Origin of the sequence: Streptomyces sp. WZ.A104 (assembly GCF_002382885.1) — a bacterium.
In the GTDB taxonomy this organism is placed as follows: domain Bacteria; phylum Actinomycetota; class Actinomycetes; order Streptomycetales; family Streptomycetaceae; genus Streptomyces.
The window spans coordinates 1-18,085 of the sequence record NZ_NWVL01000113.1 but is presented as its reverse complement, the minus strand read 5'-3'; the positions used below and the strand labels follow the sequence as shown (position 1 = coordinate 18,085).

General features: G+C 73.2%; 3 protein-coding genes. 2 read left to right on the top strand and 1 reads right to left on the bottom strand.

Annotated elements, in window-relative coordinates; all coding sequences use genetic code 11:
• Positions 1-108 precede the first annotated feature (108 nt).
• Positions 109-849, bottom strand: a complete 741-nt coding sequence (locus CIB93_RS34945; RefSeq protein ID WP_096632814.1) for an LLM class flavin-dependent oxidoreductase — start codon at positions 847-849, stop codon at positions 109-111.
• 704 nt (positions 850-1,553) lie between these two features.
• On the opposite strand from CIB93_RS34945, the gene CIB93_RS34940 reads away from it, so the two are divergent.
• Together CIB93_RS34940 and CIB93_RS34935 are read left to right on the top strand one after the other, a co-directional pair.
• Positions 1,554-15,488, top strand: coding sequence for a type I polyketide synthase (locus CIB93_RS34940; RefSeq protein ID WP_257002504.1), 13,935 nt, complete (start codon positions 1,554-1,556; stop codon positions 15,486-15,488).
• Between the two features lie 73 nt (positions 15,489-15,561).
• Positions 15,562-18,085: type I polyketide synthase (locus CIB93_RS34935; protein ID WP_143660125.1), on the top strand; the 2,524-nt coding region annotated here is incomplete at its 3' end.

Sequence of the window (18,085 nt, the reverse complement as noted above, 5' to 3'; positions counted from 1 at the left end):
CCGAGCACGTCCGTCAATCAGATCTCGATGAAGCGAAGGAGTCTCATGCACGTCCAAATGCTCACGAGTCACGGCCCCCGAGTCGAGCGGATCACCAAGTTGGTGCAGTTAACAGACCACCCGCCGCTTCAGGTCGGCGTAGGTCTCCTGGCCGTCCGACAGCCGGGTGTGCCGGGTGAAGATCACCTCGGCGTGCCGTGCCGCGAATTCCCGGCCCACCGGGGAGGCCCCGGCCTGGAAGATCACAGGACGTCCCTGAGGGGAGGGCGGCAGGTTCAACGGGCCCCGGACGTCGAAGAACTCGCCGCGTGCGGAGTCCTTCCGTCCCTCGCCGCCCGCCTCCCAGAGGCGTTTGGTGACACCGATGAACTCCTCGGCGCGAATATAGCGCCGGTCGTGCTCCATGTGCTCGGGGAAGCCGAAGTTGCGGGACTCCCACGGCGCGGCGGAGGTGACGACGTTCCAGCCTGCCCGGCCGCCGCTGATCCGGTCCAGGGAGGTGAACCGGCGGGCGATGTCGTACGGCTCGTTGTAGGTCGTGGTCGCCGTCGACGCGAGCCCGATGTGCTCGGTCCCGGTGGCGTAGGCGGCCAGCAGGCCCAGCGGTTCGAGGTGCTCGTTGCGTGCGGTGCGGCTGATGTGCTGGACGTCGGTGCCCCAGACGGCCACCACGTCGGGCACGAAGAGACAGTCGAACCGGCCCCGTTCGAGCGTGCGGGCGCAGGCCAGGTGGAAGGCGAAGTCGAGCTGGGCGTCGAGCGGGGTGGACGGGTGCCGCCAGGCGGCTATGTGCGATCCCGGGCCGTCGATGATGGCCCCGAGTTTCATGGTGCGTTTCCGATGAACCATGCGGTCTTCCCTCGGCTGAGATTCCCGGAACGGGAGGATATCGGGAGGATTTCGCTGGGAACGCACTTCCGTCGACGTTCCGAGCGGGTCATTGCGGACCGACCGTACTATCTGATCGCTCTCCTGTCCGGTTCACAACCGCCCGGACGTGCCCTTTCCGCTGCCGGGGGCAAGCTGATCCGTCTGCTGAAACCGTGCTGAAACCGCACCGTGCCATACTTGCCGGTAACCGAGGGGATCGGCTGGAAGTCTCGTTTTATCGCGAGGCCTGCCGGAGGCTCTCTCCTCGCGACGAACACGATCGATTGCAACGGGGGAATGGGTATGCGTGTGGTGATGCGGAGAGCGGTGCGGAGCAGATGTCGCCCCGGCTCGTGGCTCCCCTGGAGAATCGCTTCCTGAGCCTCCGTCGGCTGGGGTGACGTCCCTGGCGGGGCCGGGGTGGCGCCCCTGTTTTCCCCGAGCTCCACCGGTGGCGCGATGCGCTGTTCGCCCGAATTTTTCACGCCTTGACGGAATTTCATCCGAAGGTGTTACCTGCTGCTTCCCGTCGGTATTTACTGCTCTTTCGGCAGGCGCCGGCGGCGACATTCGGTGCGCGGTATCGAGCGCGCGCCTTACCTGTTCTTCCGAAGGTCGTTCCGGCCTGCCATCCCGTCGTGTTCGTGCACGTTGTTCTGGCTGCTTATTGGAAAGGTTTCGCCGTGAGTGGGACGAGTATTTCTGGGCGCAACGGCCAGGACTCCGGTGCGCGGGTCGCGATCGTGGGATTCTCCTGCCGGTTTCCCGGAGCGGCGAGCCCCGAGGAATTCTGGGAAATGCTCAGCAACGGCCGGTCCGGGCTCGGGGAGTTCCCCGCCGGGCGGCGCGGCCGCGCGTCAGGTCTGCCCGGCGGCTACCTGGATACGGTGGACGGCTTCGATGCGGACTTCTTCGAGGTGTCGCCCGCCGAAGCGGCCGCGATGGACCCCCAGCAGCGGCTGGCGCTTGAGCTGAGCTGGGAGGCGCTGGAGAACGGCCAGGTCGCCCCCGACTCCCTGCGCTCCACCAGGACCGGCGTCTTCATCGGCGCGATCAACGACGACTACGCGTCCCTCCTGCGCCCCGGCGGCGACGACGCGATCACCCGGCACACCCTGACCGGCACGCAGCGCAGCTTCATCGCCAACCGCATCTCCTACTGCCTGGGCCTGCGCGGGCCCAGCGTCCTGGTGGACAGCGGGCAGTCCTCCTCGCTCGTCGCCGTGCACCTCGGCGTACAGAGCCTGCTGCGCGGCGAGTCCGACCTCGTGCTCGCGGGCGGGGTCAACCTCATCCTCTCCGAGGACAGCACCAGCCGCCTGGAGCGCTTCGGCGCGCTCTCGCCCGACGGTCGCTGCTACACCTTCGACGCACGCGCCAACGGGTACGCGCGCGGCGAGGGCGGTGGCCTCGTCCTCCTGAAGCCCCTGGAGCGGGCCCTCGCCGACGGCGACCGCGTGCTCGCCGTGATCGAGGGCAGTGCCGTCAACAACGACGGCGGGGGTGACGGGCTGACCGTCCCGAGCGCCGACGCCCAGAGCGAACTGATCCATGAGGCGTGTGCCTCGGCCGGTATCGCGCCCTCCGATGTCCAGTGCGTCGAACTGCACGGCACCGGCACCCGCGTCGGCGACCCCCTGGAGGCCGAAGCCATCGGCCGCGCCCTCGGTGCGCAGCGCCCCGGCGGCAGCCCCGTACGCGTCGGCTCCGTGAAGACCAACATCGGCCACCTGGAAGGGGCGGCCGGCATCGCCGGACTGCTGAAGGTCGTCTCCTGCGTCAGCCGGCGTGCGCTCGTGCCGACGCTCCATCAGCAGGAGTCGCACCCGGACATCCCCCTCGACCGGTGGAACCTGAGCGTGCAGACCGAACACGAGCCCTGGGAGGGGGAGCACGGGCGGCTGCTCGCCGGAGTCTCCTCCTTCGGCCTCGGCGGCACCAACTGTCACGTCATCATCGGCGACGCCCCCGCCCCGCCGAAGGCCGCCGGCCCGCGACCGAGGCCGGGTCGCGGCGCGCACGCCTGGCCCCTCTCGGCCCGTGGCGCGGCGGCGGTGCGCGCCCAGGCGGAACGGCTGGAGACGTACGTGGACCGGCACCCGGAGACCGAACCGGCCGCCGTCGCCCGCGCGTTGGCCACGGGGCGTGCGTCCCTGGAACACCGTGCCGTCGTCGTCGGCGAGGACGCCACCGCCCTGCGCACCGGACTCGGCATGCTCGCCGCGGGCACGGGCGCGGCCCAGGTGGTCCGCGGCACCGTCCGCGGTGACGCGTCGTCCGAAGCGGTCTTCGTCTTCCCCGGGCAGGGCTCGCAGTGGCAGGGCATGGCCGCCCGGCTCCTGGACGGCTCCACGGTGTTCGCCGAGCGGATGGCGCAGTGTGAACAGGCCCTCGCTCCCTACGTCGACTGGTCGCTCACCGACGTCGTCCGCGACACGGCCGACGGCAACCCGCTGGACCGCGTCGATGTGGTCCAGCCCGCGCTGTGGGCCGTCATGGTGTCCCTCGCCGAGGTGTGGCGTGCGGCGGGCCTGCGGCCGTCGGCGGTGCTGGGGCACTCGCAGGGCGAGATCGCGGCCGCGGTGGTCGCCGGAGCCCTGACCCTGGAGGACGGCGCGCGCGTCGTGGCCCTGCGCAGCGCGGTGATCCGCGACGGGCTGTCGCGGCGCGGAGGCATGGTCGCCCTCGCGCTGGGCGAGGCGGCGGCCGGGCGGCTGATCGACGGATTCGGCGGCCGGCTCTCCGTCGCCGCGGTCAACAGCCCCTCGGCGACCGTGGTGTCCGGCGCCCCCGCAGCACTGGACGAGCTGACGGCCCACTGCGAGGCCGAGGGGATACGGGCCCGCCGGGTCCCGGTGGACTATGCCTCGCACTGCGCCGAGGTCGAGGCGGTCCGGGACGAGGTGCTGAGCGCCCTGGCCGGTGTCCGGCCCGGCGCGGCCCACGTGCCGTTCCACTCGGGCGTCACCGGCACCACCCTGACCGGGCACGAGCTGGACGCCGCCTACTGGTACGAGAACCTGCGCCGCACCGTGCGCTTCGAACAGAACGTGCGGGCCGCCGTCGCGGACGGGCACACCCGCTTTGTCGAGGTGAGCCCCCACCCGGTCCTGGTCGCCGGGGTGGAGGAGACCCTGGAGGCGGCGGGCGCGGACGAACACGGCCTGGCCGTCGGCACACTCCGCCGGGGCGAGGGCGGCTGGGACCGCTTCCTGCTGTCGGCCGCCGAGGCCTGGACCCACGGCGTCGACATCGACTGGACCGCGCTGGCCGGCCCCGGGCCGAGGGCCGACGGGCTGCCGACGTACGCGTTCCAGAGGCGCGGCCACTGGCTGGACGCGGCGACCGCGCCGACCCCGCAGACCGCATCCGCCGCCCCTGGGCCCGGGCGGGCCGAGGGCGGCGAACCGCTCCCCGGCGACGTACGCCCCTCCCCCCAGGACATGCAGCCGCCCGCCGCCGACGAGCGGCCCCCGGCGCCCGGAGACCGGCTCCCCGACGACGTGCCCCTCCTGGATCTCGTACGCGATGAGGTGGCCGCCGTCCTCGGCCACCCCACGCCCCACGACATCGACATGGACCGCACGTTCAAGGCCCTCGGCTTCGACTCCGTCGCCATGGTCGATCTGCGCGGCCGCCTGCGGACGGCGACCGCCGTCAACCTCACCACCACGGCCCTGTTCGACCACCCGACGCCCGCCGCGACGGCCGCGTACCTGGAGGGCAGGCTGCGCGGCGGTGGCGGGACGCCCGTGCGGGCGGCGGACGCCGCACCCGTGCGGACGACGGGCGACGACGAGCCGATCGCGATCGTCTCCATGGCCTGCCGCTTCCCCGGCGGCGTGACGAGCCCCGAGGACCTGTGGGACCTGATCGCCGCCGAGCGGGACGTGATCGGTGACTTTCCGGACAACCGCGGCTGGGACCTGGAGAAGCTGTACGACCCGCAGTCGGAACGGCGCGGCACCAGCTATGTGCGGCACGGCGGCTTCCTCCGCGACGCCGTCGACTTCGACCCGGACTTCTTCGGGATCTCGCCGCGCGAGGCGCTGGCGATGGACCCGCAGCAGAGGCTGCTCCTGGAGACCTCCTGGGAGGCCGTGGAGCGGGCGGGCCTGGACCCGGCGTCGGTGCGCGGCAGCAGGACGGGTGTGTTCTTCGGCGCGATGTACCAGGAGTACGGGCCCCTCCTTCAGGACGGTGCCGAGGGCGTCGACGGGCACCGGCTGACGGGCGGCACGATCAGCGTGGCCTCCGGTCGCGTCGCGTACACCCTCGGGCTCGAAGGTCCCGCCGTCACCGTGGACACGGCCTGCTCCTCCTCCCTGGTCGCCCTTCACTGGGCGGTGCGCTCGCTGCGCTCGGGGGAGTGCTCGATGGCCCTGGCGGGCGGCGTGACGGTCATGCCGACGCCGGGCATGTTCGTGGAGCTCAGCCGCCAGGGCGCGCTGTCGCCCGACGGGCGCTGCAAGGCGTTCTCGTCGACCGCGGACGGTACCGGCTGGTCCGAGGGCGTCGGCGTGCTGCTGGTGGAACGCCTCTCCGACGCCCGCCGCAACGGTCATCAGGTCCTCGCCGTGATCCGGGGCAGCGCCGTCAACCAGGACGGCGCGAGCAACGGCCTCACCGCCCCGCACGGCCCCGCCCAGCAGCGCGTCATCCACGCCGCCCTGACCGACGCGGGCCTGACGCCCGGTGATGTCGACGCGGTGGAGGCCCACGGCACCGGCACCAAGCTGGGCGACCCCATCGAAGCGCAGGCGCTGCTCGCCGCCTACGGCCAGGACCGCCCCGCCGACCGCCCGCTGCGGCTCGGCTCCGTCAAGTCCAACATCGGTCACACCCAGGCGGCGGCGGGTGCGGCCGGGGTCATCAAAACGGTGCTGGCGATGCGGCACGGTGTGTTGCCCCGCACCCTGCACGTGGCCGAGCCGTCGCCGCACATCGACTGGTCGGCGGGCTCGATGGAGCTGCTGACCGCCCCCGAGCCGTGGACACCGGCCGGGCGTCCGCGCCGGGCGGGCGTGTCGTCGTTCGGCATCAGCGGCACCAACGCCCACCTGATCCTGGAAGAAGCCCCCACCGGCAGCGGCGATCCGGACTTCACCGACCTGCGGCCGGAGCCGACGGGTACGCACGGCGGCCCGGGCCTCGTCGACGGCGCCTCCGGAACCCCGGTGCCGTGGGTGCTCTCCGGATCCTCGCCGCAGGCACTGCGCGAACAGGCACGACGGCTGGGCGAGTTCACCGAGGCGGCGCCCCTGCTGTCGCCGCTGGACGTGGGCTGGTCGCTGGCCGCGTCGCGTGCGGTCCACGACTCCCGCGCTGTGCTGCTGGTCCCGGACCGGGCGGCGGGCCTGGGCGTCCTGACCGCGCTGGCCGAGGGGCTTCCCGCCCCGGGTGTGGTCTCCGGCACGGCGGACGTACGCGGCCGGACCGTGTTCGTCTTCCCCGGCCAGGGCTCCCAGTGGGCCGGGATGGCCGCCGAACTCCTCGGCCAGTCAGCGGTCTTCGCGGACACGCTCACCGAAGTCGACTCGGCACTGGGCGAGTTCGTGGACTGGTCGGTCGCCGACGTCCTTCGCCAGGACCCGGCCGCCCCCTCCGCCGAGCGCATCGAGATCCTCCAGCCGGTGCTGTTCGCGGTGAACGTGGCACTGGCCGCCGTGTGGCGGGCCTCCGGTGTGCGGCCCGACGCGGTGGTGGGCCACAGCCAGGGCGAGATCGCCGCCGCGTACGTCGCCGGGGCGCTGTCCCTGCGCGACGCGGCCCGGCTCGTCGTGCACCGCAGTGCCCTGTTCGCCCGTGAGCTGGCGGGCCGCGGCGCGGTCGCCTCGGTGGCGCTGCCCGCCGCTGATGTGGCGCAGCGGCTCGCACCGTGGCACGGGCGGCTGGCGGTCGCCGGGCGCAACGGTCCTCGCGCCTCGACCGTGGCTGGGGACGTCCCGGCGCTGGAGGAGTTCGTCGCCGCGTGCCACCAGGACGACGTACGGGCGCGGATCGTGGGATCGACCGTCGCCTCGCACTGCGACCAGGTCGATCCGCTGCGCGAGGAGATCCTCGCCCTCTTCGCCGACATCACCCCGATGAGGGGCGACGTGCCCTTCTACTCCACGGTCACCGCCACTCGCCGCGACCACGCCGAACTGACGGCCGCGTACTGGTTCGACAACGCCAGGCAGCCGGTCGACTTCGAGAACACCGTGCGGGTGCTGCTCGCCGACGGCTTCCGGTTCTTCGTCGAGGCCAGCGCGCACCCCGTGCTGACCACCGGCGTGGAGGCGACCGCCGAGGAGGCGGAGACCGAAGCGGTGGCGATCGGATCGCTGCGCCGTGACGAGGGCGGCCGCGACCGCTTCCTCACCTCCCTCGCCCAGGGCTATGTACGCGGTCTGCCCGGCGTCGACCGCAAGGCCCTCTTCGCGGGCACCGGGGCGCGGCTCGGCGAGCTGCCCACGTACGCCTTCCAGCGCACCCGCCACTGGCTGGAGCCCACCGGCGCGGAGGCCGGCGACCCCGCCGGCCTGGGCCTCGGCGCGGTGGACCACCCGCTGCTGGGAGCGCTCGCGCACTCCGCGTCCGACGGCGGTGTCCTCCTCACGGGCCGCCTGTCCCTGCACACCCACCCCTGGCTCGCCGACCACACGGCGAGCGGTGCCCCGCTGCTGCCCGGCGCCGCGTTCGTGGAGCTCGCCCTGCGGGCGGGGGACGCGGTGGGCTGCGAGCGGATCGAGGAACTCACGCTCCAGGCACCCCTGCTGCTGCCGTCACGCGGTGGCGCCCAGGTGCAGGTGACCGTCACCCGCCCGGACGTCGACGGGCGCAGCCAGGTGGCGGTGTACGCCAGGCCCGGGACGGACCCGGACGACGCTCTCGACGAGCCGTGGACCCTGCACGCCACCGGCCTGCTGGGCCTGCCGGACGCGGCGGCCCCCGCCGCGCAGGAGGCCTGGCCCCCGCCGGGCGCCGACCGGATCGACGTCGACTCCTTCTACGAGCGGGCGGGCGAAGCGGGCTACGGCTACGGCCCCGCCTTCCAGGGCCTGCGGGCCGCCTGGCGTGTCGGTGACGACATCTGCGCGGAGATCGCCCTGCCCGAGGAACAGGCCTCGGCAGCAGGCGAGTTCGGTATCCACCCGGCCCTGCTCGACGCCGCGCTGCACCCCGCGCTGCTGGACGGCCTCGACGCGGCCGACGCCCGGCTGCGGCTGCCGTTCGCCTGGAGCGGCGTCACCCTGTACGCCACCGGCGCCGACACCGTACGCGTACGGGTGTCCCCGGTCGGCGGGGACACGGTGGCCGTGGCCGTCGCCGACGCCTCCGGCGCGCCGGTCGCCTCGGTCGCGTCCCTGACGCTGCGCGAGGTCACGGGCGGGCGCCTCGCGGCGGCCACGGCGGACGTCACGCGCAACGCGCTGTTCCGCACCGAGTGGACCCCCCTGCCCGTCGGTGACACCACGCCGGACATGGGCGGCTTCGCGGTGCTCGGCGCGCCGGAGGCCGGATGGTCCGACGCGGCCCGCCACGCACCCGCCCTGGCGGCCCTGGCCGGGGAGGGCGACATGCCGCCGGTCGTCATCGCCCCCCTCACCCCGGCCGACGCGGAAGCCACGCTCGCCGCCGCCGCGCACACGGCGACCACCGAGGCGCTGGCCCTCGCCCGGGACTGGCTCGCCGACGAGCGCACCGCCGACTCCCTGCTCGCCGTCGTCACCCGGAAAGCCCTCTGCGCGCGCCCCGGCGAGGACCCGGCGGACCTGGCACACGCCCCGGTGTGGGGCCTGCTGCGCTCGGCCCAGTCGGAGCACCCCGGCCGCTTCGTCCTGGTGGACACCGACGGCCTCGACGCCTCCCACGACGCCCTGCCCGCGGCGGTCGCGGCGGCGGTCGCCGCACAGGAACCGCAGATCGCCGTGCGTGAGGGCACGGCCCTGACACCGCGCCTGAGCCGGGCGGCGGACCGGCCGGACACCACCCGGACACCGTTCGGCCCGCACGGCACCGTCCTGATCACCGGTGGCACCGGAGCCCTCGGGGGCCTGCTCGCCCGGCACCTGGTCACCGAGCACGGCGTACGGAACCTGCTGCTGACCAGCCGACGCGGCAAGGACGCGCCGGGAGCGGACGCACTCGTCGCGGCGCTGACCGAGGCGGGAGCCGAGCACGTCGGCATCGCCGCCTGCGACGCGGCCGACCGCCGGGCACTGGCCGCCCTGCTCGACACCGTCCCGGCCGACCGCCCGCTGACCGGTGTGATCCACGCCGCCGGTGTCCTCGACGACGGACTGCTGACCTCCCTGACCCCCGAACGCCTGCTGCGGGTGCTGCGCCCGAAGGTCGACGCCGCGCTCAACCTGCACGAGCTGACCCGTGGCCTCGACCTGTCGGCGTTCGTCCTGTTCTCCTCGGTCGCGGGCACCTTCGGCAACCCGGGACAGGCCAACTACGCGGCTGCCAACGCCTTCCTGGACGCCCTCGCCCAGCACCGCCGCGCCCACGGACTGCCCGCCCATGCCCTGGCCTGGGGCCTGTGGGCCGACTCCGGGGACATGCTCGGCCACCTCGCCGACGACGACCTGGCCTGGATGCGGCGCGCCGGAATCCAGCCGCTGCCCGCCGACCTGGGTCTGGCCCTGCTCGACGAAGCGGTCACCCGGGACGACGCCCATCTGGTGCCCGTACGCCTGGACATGGCCACGCTGCGCACCGAGGCCGCCGCCGGAATGCTGCGGCCCCTCTTCCGCGGCCTCGTGCGGACCCCGGCTCGCAGGACCGCGGCCCCCGCCGACGCCATGGGCGGCACCGGCCTCGCCCGGCAGCTGTCCGGCCTCGGCGAGGACGAACAGCGCCGCACGCTCCTCGACCTCGTCCGCGCGCAGGTCGCGACCGTCCTCGGCCACGCCGACGCGGCGGCGGTCGCCGCGTCCCGCCCGTTCCAGGAGCTCGGCTTCGACTCGCTCACCGCCGTCGAACTGCGCAACCGCCTCAACGCGGCCACCGGGCAGCGGCTGCCCGCCACGCTCGTCTTCGACCGCCCCACCCCCGCGCTGCTCGCCGAGTACCTGCGGACCGAGGTCCTCGGCGTGGCGACCGCGGCCCCCGCGGCGGAGCGGACTGTGGCGGACGCCGCCGAACCGATCGCGATCGTCGGCATGGCCTGCCGCTATCCCGGCGGCGTGGCCTCCCCGGAGGACCTGTGGCGGCTCGTCGAGCAGGGCGGCGACGCGGTGTCCTTCTTCCCCACCGACCGGGGCTGGGACCGGGACCTCTACGACCCGGATCCCGCGGCCACCGGCAAGACGTACGCACGCGAGGGCGGCTTCCTGCACGAGGCGGGCGACTTCGACGCGGGCTTCTTCGGGATCTCGCCGCGCGAGGCGCTGTCGATGGACCCGCAGCAACGGCTCCTCCTGGAGACCTCCTGGGAGGCGGTGGAACGGTCCGGGATCGACCCGAGGACGCTGAAGGGCAGCCCCACGGGCGTGTTCACCGGGGTCATGCACCACGACTACGGGGCCGAGTCCGAGACCCCCGAGGGCCTGGAGGGCTACGCGGTCACCAGCACCCAGGGCAGTGTCGCCTCCGGCCGTGTCGCCTACACCTTCGGCCTCGAAGGTCCCGCCGTCACCGTCGACACGGCCTGCTCCTCCTCGCTGGTCGCCCTGCACCTGGCCGTGCAGGCACTGCGCTCGGGTGAGTGCTCCCTGGCACTCGCGGGCGGGGTGGCGGTCATGGCGACGCCCTGGTTGTTCGTCGAGTTCAGCAGGCAGCGGGGCATGGCCCCGGACGGCCGCTGCAAGGCCTTCTCGGCGGCGGCGGACGGCGCGGGCTGGTCCGAGGGCGTCGGCGTGCTGCTGGTGGAACGCCTCTCCGACGCCCGCCGCAACGGTCATCAGGTCCTCGCCGTGATCCGGGGCAGCGCCGTCAACCAGGACGGCGCGAGCAACGGCCTCACCGCGCCCAACGGCCCCGCCCAGCAGCAGGTGATCCGGACCGCCCTGGCCGGCGCCGGGCTGTCGTCCGCCGACGTCGATGCCGTCGAGGCCCACGGCACCGGCACCACCCTCGGCGACCCCATCGAGGCGCAGGCGCTCCTGGCCACCTACGGCCAGGACCGTCCCGCCGGCCGGCCGCTGCGGCTCGGCTCCGTCAAGTCCAACATCGGGCACGCCCAGGCCGCCGCGGGCGTGGCGGGCGTGGTCAAGATGGTGCAGGCCATGCGGCACGGGGTGCTGCCGCCCACCCTGCACGCGGACGAACCGTCCCCGCACGTGGACTGGAGCGCCGGCGCGGTCGAACTGCTCACCGAGCCGACACCGTGGACCACCGGCGGCCGCCCCCGCAGGGCGGGCGTCTCCTCCTTCGGCATCAGCGGGACCAACGCGCACGTGATCCTCGAAGAGGCCCCCGAGGAGGGCCAGGTCCCCACAGAGGCCCCCGAGGAGGACCGGTTCGACGCCGCCGCCGACAGCGGCCCGGCCGCCCCGCTGCCCTGGCCCCTCTCCGGCCGCACCGAGGCCGCCCTCCGCGCCCAGGCCGAACGGCTCGCCGCCTTCACGGAGGCCGACACCGCCCTGCGCGCGTCCGACATCGGCGTCTCCCTCGCCAAGACCCGCGCCCACCTCGAACACCGGGGCGTCGTGCTCGCCGCGGACCGCACCGCGGCCCTCGCGGCCCTCACCGCCCTGGCCGACGGGCTGCCCGCCCCCGGAGTGATCACCGGCACAGCCCCCGAGGAGCCGGGCAGGACCGTGTTCGTCTTCCCCGGCCAGGGCTCGCAGTGGCCCGGCATGGCGGCCGGACTCCTCGACACCTCACCCGTGTTCGCCGCCCGGCTCGCCGCGTGCGACGCCGCGCTCCGCCCGTACGTCGGCTGGTCCGTCACCGACGCCGTGCGCGGCGACGAGGGCGCCCCGTCACTGGACGACGTCGTGGTCGTGCAGTGCGCGCTGTGGGCCGTCATGGTGTCCCTCGCGGCCCTGTGGGAGTCGGTGGGCGTGCGGCCCGCCGCCGTCGTCGGACACAGCCAGGGAGAGATAGCCGCGGCCGTCGTGTCCGGCGCACTGTCCCTGGAGGACGCCGCCAAGGTGCTCGCGCTGCGGGCCCGGGCCATCGCCGCGACGCTGTCGGGCCGGGGCGGCATGGTGTCCGTCCCGCTGCCCGCCGACGAGGTCCGCGAGCGGCTCGTCCGCTGGGACGGGCGGATCTCCGTCGCGTCCGTCAACGGCCCCGGGACGACCGTCGTCTCCGGTGAACCGGACGCCCTGGAGGAGCTGTTGACCGCCTGTGAGGCCGACGGCGTACGGGCGCGGCGCATCCCGGTGGACTACGCCTCGCACTCCGCCCAGGTGGAGACCATCCGCGAGCAGATCCTCACCGACCTCGCGGACATCACACCACGACGCGGCGCGGTCCCGTTCTACTCGACGGTCACCGGCGGTCTGTTCGACACGTCCGGCCTCGATGCCGCGTACTGGTACACGAACCTGCGCCAGGAGGTCCGGTTCGACGCTGCCGTACGCGCCCTGCTGGCGGACGGATTCGGGATCTTCATCGAATCGAGCGCCCGCCCGGTCCTCACCGTGGGCCTGGAGGAGATCTTCGAGGACACCGGTTCCTCCGCCGCGGCCCTCGGCACCCTGCGCCGCGACGAGGGCGACCGACAGCGGTTCCTGACCTCCCTCGCCGAAGGACACGTCCGCGGTCTGCCCGTCGACTGGGACGCGGTGTTCGCCGGAACCGGCGGCCGCATCGTCGACCTGCCGACGTACGCGTTCCAGCGGGAGCGCTACTGGCTGGACGCGGCCTCGTCCCGGCGTGGCGATGTGACGGGCCTGGGCCTGCTGGCCGCCGAACACCCCCTGCTGGGCGCGGTGGTGACCCTGCCGGAGGACCGGGGCGCGGTGTGGACCGGCAGGCTCTCCCTGGCGGAACAGCCGTGGCTCGCCGACCACGCGGTCTTCGGACTCCCCGTGCTGCCCGGCGCGGTCCTCGTCGAACTGGCCCTCCAGGCCGGTGGCCGACTCGGGTGCGGACGCCTGGAGGAACTGGCCCTGCGCAAACCGCTGGTGCTGGGCGAGACGGCGGGCGTACGCCTCCAGATCGCGGTGGCCGGTCCCGACGAGAGCGGCCGACGCGCGGTCACCGTGCACTCCTGCCCCGACGCCGACGGTACGGACACCGGCGGCGGGCTGCTCGGCGACGAGACCTGGGCCCTGCACGCCACCGGCGTCCTGACCGCCGCCGAAGGGCCGTTCGCCGCCGCCGACCTGGCCGCATGGCCGCCGCGCGACGCCGAGAAGACCGATGTGAGCGACCTGTACGACCGGCTGGCCGACCAGGGTTACGCGTACGGCCCGGCCTTCCAGGGCGTGCGGGCCGTCTGGCGGCGCGGCGCGGAGATCTACGCCGAGATCGCGCCGCCCGCCGCGCCGGACGTCCCGACCGCCGGATTCGGGGTGCACCCCGCCCTGCTGGACGCCGTCTTCCACCCGTCGATCGACCCGGCCGCCGACGAGGTGCGCCTGCCGTTCGTATGGTCCGGGGTCGAGGTGTCCGGTGCGGGCGCGTCCGGTGTGCTGCGGGCGGCCTTCGCGCCCTCGGCGGACGGTGACCTGTCCGTCAGGGTGGTGGACGAGAAGGGCACGCCTGTGCTCGCCGTGGACCGGCTGGCCACCCGCCCGGTGGAGCGGGAACAGCTGCGCTCGCAGTCCGAGGCGGCACGGGACGCGCTGTTCACCGTGGAGTGGACCGCGGTACGCGGCGGCTCCCCGTCGCCCGTGCCCGAATGGGCCGAGTGGGGCGCCCCCGTTGCGGAAGGGACGACCCCGGACGTGCTGCTGTGGCGCGCCGGGGCCCCCGGCCACGACGACGCCGGTGAGGCGACAACGGTTCACGCACTCAAGGCTGTTCGGGAATTCCTGTCGGATGAGCGGTTTGCTGATGCGCGGTTGGTGGTGGTGACGCGGGGTGCTGTGGGTGTGGTTGGCGGCGAGCGTGTCCGGGGTCTGGGGGCGGCTTCGGTGTGGGGTCTGGTGCGTTCGGCGCAGGCGGAGCATCCGGGGCGGTTGGTTCTGGTGGATGTGGAGCGGGGTCTTGACGCGGTGGCGGAGGAGGCCGCGGTGCGTATGGCGCTGGGTGTGGCGGAGCCGCAGGTGGCGGTGCGGGGCGGGATGCCGTTTGTTCCTGGTCTTGTGCGGCTCGCGGTTGCTTCGGGGGCTGATGGTCCGGTGGTGTTCCGTCCGGGTGGCACGGTGCTGGTGACGGGTGGCACGAGTGGTCTGGGTGCGTTGGTGGCGCGTCGGCTTGTCGCTGTGTATGGGGTGCGGGATCTGTTGTTGGTCTCGCGGCGTGGTGCGGCGGCCGAGGGTGTGGGTGATCTGGTGGGGGAGCTTGAAGGGGCGGGTGCGTGTGTCCGTGTCGAGGCGTGTGATGTGGGTGACCGTGAGGCGGTGGCGGCTTTGTTGTCGTCGATCCCGGGTGACCGGCCGCTCACGGGTGTGGTGCACAGTGCCGCCGTTCTTGATGACGGTGTGGTCGAGACGCTGACCGCCGACCGGTTGGCCGGTGTCATGCGGCCCAAGGCCGACGCGGCACTGCACCTGCACGAACTGACGGCACACCTCGACCTGTCGGCGTTCGTCCTGTTCTCCTCCTTCGCCGGCGTGGTCGGCAGCCCGGGCCAGGCGGGCTACGCCGCTGCCAACACCTTCCTGGACGCCCTCGCGCACGACCGGCGGGCGCAGGGGTTGCCCGCCGTCTCCCTGGCCTGGGGCTGGTGGGGCTCCGACGGCGGCCTCACCGGCGGACTGTCCCGAGTGGACCGGGACCGGCTCGCCTCCCTCGGCCTCGCCCGGATGTCCGGCGAGGAAGGGCTCGCCCTTTTCGACGCGGCCCTGGCGGCCGACCGCGCCACGGTCGTCCCCGCTCTGCTCGACCTCCCCGGCCTGCGGCGACGCGGCTCGGCGGACGTCCCGGCGGTGCTGCGCCCCCTGGTCGGTGACGCGGCACCGCGCCCCCGGCCCGGCGGTGGGGCCGCGAGCACGACCGAGGGACTCGCGGCACGCGTGGCGAGCCTGGACGAAACCGAACGCCGGCGCGTCGTCCTCGACGTCGTACGCGGGCACGTGAGCGGGGTGCTCGGCTACGGTCCGGGCCAACAGGTGGACGTGGACAAGCAGTTCAAGGCACTCGGCTTCGACTCGCTGATGGCGGTCGAGCTGCGCAACCGACTCAGCGGCGCGATCGGCCTGCGCCTGCCCGCCACCCTCGTCTTCGACCACCCGACCGTCGAGGAACTCAGCCGGTACGTGGACTCCCGGCTCGGCCAGGACACCGCCTCCGGCCCGGCGGGCGGCAGCAGCGCCGCACCGATCCTCGCGGACCTCGCACGGATCGAGCAGGCGCTGACCGGAGCGGCCCTCGGCGGTGACGCCCGACAGCGCGTCACCGACCGCCTCATGAGCCTGCTGGCCCTGTCGGGCTCCGATGGCGGTACGGCTTTCGCCGATGACGGCACTGCCTTCGCCGATGACGGCACCGCCTTCGCCGACCAGCTGGAAGCGGCGACGCCGGACGAGATTCTCGACGTCATCGAGAAGGAGTTCGGCAGTTCCTGACCTGCCCCGACCGCCCCCGACCGGCACCCTTCCCCCTGGCCCCACCCGAACGCACGCTGCGGAGTTACCTCACATGAGCGACGACAAGAACCTGCTGGACAAGTTGAAGTGGGCTGCTCGGGAACTGCACCGGACCCGTGGACTGCTCCAGGACGCGGAGATGCGCGGGCGGGAACCGATCGCGATCGTCGGCATGGCCTGCCGCTACCCGGGCGGCGTCGGCTCGCCCGAGGACCTGTGGCAGCTGGTGGAACGGGGCGGGGACGTGGTGTCCGACTTCCCCGAGGACCGGGGCTGGGACACCGACGCCCTCTTCGACCCCGACCCCGACCGGCCCGGCAGGAGCGCGACCCGCAAGGGCGGATTCCTCTACGACGCGGCGGAGTTCGACCCGGGGTTCTTCGGGATCTCGCCGCGTGAGGCGCTGGCGATGGACCCCCAGCAGCGGCTGCTGCTGGAAACCTCCTGGGAGGCGGTGGAACGGTCCGGCATGGACCCCAGGTCGCTGAAGGGCAGCCGTACGGGCGTCTACGCGGGCGTCATGTACCACGACTACGCGGCGGGTCTGTCCACCGTCCCCGAGGAGATCGAGGGGTACTACGGCACCGGAACGGCCGCCAGCGTCGTCTCCGGCCGGATTCCCTACACCCTCGGCCTCACGGGCCCCGCCATCACCGTCGACACCGCGTGCTCGTCGTCACTCGTCGCCCTCCACCTGGCCGTACAGGCGCTCCGCCGCGACGAGTGCTCCCTCGCACTCGCCGCAGGTGTGTCCGTCATGTCGAGCCCCGTCATGTTCGCCGAGTTCAGCCGCCAGGGCGGGCTGTCGGTCGACGGGCGGTGCCGGGCGTTCGGTGCGGGTGCGGACGGTACCGGCTGGTCCGAGGGTGTTGGTGTGCTGGTGTTGGAGCGGTTGTCGGACGCGCGGCGCAACGGGCATCGGGTGCTGGCGGTGGTGAAGGGGTCGGCCGTCAATCAGGACGGTGCGAGCAACGGCCTGACCGCTCCCAGCGGCCCGGCCCAGGAGCGGGTCATCCGCGAGGCCCTGGCCGACGCTGACGTACCGGCGGACGGTGTGGACGCGGTGGAGGCGCACGGTACGGGCACGAAGCTGGGCGACCCGATCGAGGCGCAGGCGCTGCTGGCGACGTACGGGCAGGGACGCGAGGGTGAACAGCCCCTCTGGCTCGGCTCGTTGAAGTCCAACCTGGGCCATGCGCAGGCTGCGGCGGGTGTGGGCGGGGTCATCAAGATGGTGATGGCGATGCGGCACGGTGTGCTGCCCCGCACTCTGCACGCGGACGAGCCGACGCCACTGGTGGACTGGGAAGCCGGTGCGGTGGAGGTGCTGACGGAGGCGCGCCGGTGGCCGGACGGGGCGGAGGGCCGCCCGCGCCGGGCGGGTGTGTCCTCGTTCGGGATCAGCGGCACGAACGCCCACGTGATCCTTGAGCAGGCCCCCGAGGAACCTCAGCCGGAGACCGCACCCGAGCCGGAGGCCCCGGGAGGCCTGGTGCCGTGGGTGCTGTCCGGCCGTACGGAGGAGTCGCTGCGTGCGCAGGCGGAGCGGCTGCGGGACCACGTGAGCACCCAGGGCGGTTCGGATGTGCGGGCGTTGGGTCGGGCGCTGGCCACCACGCGCTCGGCGTTCGAGCACCGGGCCGTCGTCCTGGGCGAGGACAGGGGAGCCCTTCTCGCCGGCCTGACCGGTGTGGCGACGGGCGAGGGTGCCAGGGGAGCGGTGCGCGGCGTGTCCGGGGGAACTGCCCTTTCTGCGGTGTTGTTTACGGGGCAGGGGAGTCAGCGTGTTGGTGTGGGGCGGGAGTTGGCTGCTGAGTTTCCGGTGTTCGCGGGGGCTTTGGATGAGGTTCTGCGGTGTTTTGAGGGTGAGTTCGAGTGTTCGTTGGGTGAGGTGATGTCGGGGGGTTTGGGTGGTGTGTTGGATCGGACGGTGTATGCGCAGGCGGCGATTTTCGCTGTGGAGGTGGCGCTGTTCCGGTTGGTGGGTTCGTGGGGTGTGCGTCCGGATTTTGTGATGGGTCATTCGGTGGGGGAGATCGCGGCTGCTCATGTGGCGGGGGTGTTCTCGTTGTCGGATGCGGTGCGGTTGGTGGCGGCTCGTGGGCGGTTGATGCAGGGTGTCGAGCTTGCGGGTGGTATGGCGGCGGTCGAGGGGGCGGAGGGGGAGGTTCTGTCGGCTCTTGGTGGTGGTGGTGTTTTCGCGGGGCGTGTGGAGGTCGCGGCGGTGAACAGTGCGTCGTCGGTGGTGGTTTCGGGTGATGTGGAGGCTGTTGAGGAGTTCGTTTCGGAGTGGCGGTCTCGGGGTCGTCGCGCGAAGCGGCTGACGGTCAGTCATGCGTTTCATTCGCGTCATATGGACGGGATGTTGGATGATTTCCGTCGGGTCGCGGAGACGGTGGTTTATCGGGCGCCGAGTATTCCGCTTGTTTCGAATGTGACGGGTGCTTTGGCGGATGCGGACGAGGTGTGCTCTGCGGATTACTGGGTGCGTCATGTGCGTCGTCCGGTGCGTTTTCTGGACGGGTTGCGGGTGTTGGAGGCGGAGGGTGTTTCGGTGTATTTGGAGTTGGGTCCGG

Bases quoted from the DNA above. Each gene is read 5' to 3' on its own strand.
- CIB93_RS34945 (WP_096632814.1), bottom strand. From the start codon at position 849: ATGGTTCATCGGAAACGCACCATGAAACTCGGGGCCATCATCGACGGC.